The sequence below is a fragment of the Streptomyces sp. NPDC049915 genome, from assembly GCF_040656475.1.
Taxonomy (GTDB): domain Bacteria; phylum Actinomycetota; class Actinomycetes; order Streptomycetales; family Streptomycetaceae; genus Streptomyces.
In genome coordinates this window covers 1-1,778 of record NZ_JBFAMH010000078.1, presented here as the reverse complement: position 1 = coordinate 1,778, position 1,778 = coordinate 1, and the positions used below count along the sequence as shown (strand labels likewise).

Below are 1,778 nucleotides of genomic sequence, written 5' to 3'. Positions count from 1 at the left end.
GTGCAGCCGGGATCCGCCCGCACATGCGGGGAGGCCGGGTTGTGCCGAGGTGATTCCTCGGCACAACCCGGCCTCCGGCCCGACTCGGCCATGCCGTCTACGTGGCGTCGTCCATGGTGATCCATCCCCGCAGAGCGGCCTGCGCGCCGGCCTGGAAGCGGCTGCGGGCGTCCATCTTGTCCATGAGGTCGGCAGCGATACGACGGACGGTGCGTGAGGAGACCCCGACGCGCTTGGCGATGTTCTCGTCCGTGTGTCCCTTGGCCAGCAGCCTCAGAACCTCTGCCTCTGACGGAGTCAGTCCCCGGTCGTCACGTTCCAGGGCCTTGTTGGACCCCAGGGGGGTGGCCCGCTCCCACGTCGATTCGAAGAGCCCGCACAGTGCCGCGAGTATGCCTTCGCCGCGCAGGACCACGGCGCCCGTGGAGCTGTCGTCACGTGTGACCGGAACGAGAGCCGTTGTCCGGTCCATGATCAGCATGCGGATGGGAAGCGACGGCACCGTGCGGACCTGGCCGCCCTGCTCCGCCAGCCAGTTGGCATAGGCGACCGTCGGCGGATTGTTGCGGAGGCTGTCCAGGTACAGGGTGCGCATTCTGATGCCGCGTCGCAGGAGGTCGGCGTCCTGGGGCTTTGCAGCCTCCATGTTCTCCGCTGTCTGTGCACCATCGGGGGTGAACGTCATCACCTCCTCCCTGACCTCGGCGCACAGCAGACGGATTCGATCCCGGATCTCGTCGAGGCGGTACAGCCGTTCTATCTCGCCGTTTCCGGTGTCCTGTACCTGTGAGAATTCCGCGATGATTTTCTCGGCCGCGTATCTCGCGTCTTCCAGCTGTTGCTGTGCGGCCGCGAGTTCGGCCTGCCGCTCGGCCAGCAGAACCTTCATGCCGATCTGCGGGGAGACGGCGTGCATCCGGTTGGGGTCGTCGGCTGCAGGGCGGACGAGGGCCAGTGCGCTGAGCCGGTCGAGCTGGGTTCTCAGTTCGGCTTCGGAGAGACCGGTGAGTTCTCTTATCCGATGGAATCCCTCGCTCGGGTGGGCGAGCATCGTTCGGTAAACGAGCTCGGTCGCCCCTTCTATGCCTAGCATTTCCGGCATTTTAGTGCCCATTTCTTTCAGTGCAACCGGTAATTTCTTACCGACACAGGTGTACCGAGAATACATGAGGGCGAGGCTGACTCCCGGGTTCCGGTGCCCAGTGCCTTGCATCTCACATCCCGCTGGTCAGATGGTGCATGCAAGAGCTTGGTTGCCTGGTGTGATGATTTAAGGGCCAACGATTATCGGCGGACCTCGGGGTTGAATTTCAGCCATCGGCTCAGCGCAACGCCGGGTCGTCAGGGTCGTCAACTCTCCTGATGTGAAACGGAGTTGCCGTCGGCTCGCGCGTCCTCTTCCGTCCTCGTCCGCATATGGCCCGGTCAATCCCTGGCGAATGGGATGCGGCTCATCGATGCTCCCAGGTATGCGACTTGTTCACGTACGCCTTGGCGGACCCCATGTGCATATTGAGCCCGATTTCTCATCGTCCATCATGTCTTGCGCAACTGACGAGGATTGCCTCGAACATGTGATGGTCCACGAAGGGCCTCCCCCGACTGTCGGTCTCTTTCTCGCCGCGGAGTCCCTGGAGAGTGCGGAGCTGACGGCTTACGGCGTGGTCCGGCGAGCCCTGGACCGGCGCCCGGAGTACGCGGGCACGTCCGTGGTCCGCTGCAGCACCCCCTTGCTCGTGCCCTATTACGAGCGACTGCTGGCGACGGCCCTCCCAGGG

General features: G+C 64.0%; 2 protein-coding genes. One reads left to right on the top strand and one right to left on the bottom strand.

Going from position 1 to position 1,778, the window contains the following annotated elements:
• Window positions 1-97: 97 nt before the first annotated feature.
• On the bottom strand, window positions 98-1,093 hold the full coding sequence (locus tag AB0J12_RS39605) for a LuxR C-terminal-related transcriptional regulator (RefSeq protein ID WP_363269659.1): 996 nt from the start codon (window positions 1,091-1,093) through the stop codon (window positions 98-100).
• A 481-nt stretch (window positions 1,094-1,574) separates the two neighbouring features.
• Here AB0J12_RS39605 and AB0J12_RS39600 point away from each other — a divergent pair.
• Window positions 1,575-1,778: hypothetical protein (locus AB0J12_RS39600; RefSeq protein WP_363269658.1), on the top strand; the 204-nt coding region annotated here is incomplete at its 3' end.

What these genes read in the sequence shown, in the direction of transcription:
- AB0J12_RS39605 (WP_363269659.1), bottom strand. Translation starts at nt 1,093, where the DNA reads ATGCTAGGCATAGAAGGGGCGACCGAGCTCGTTTACCGAACGATGCTC.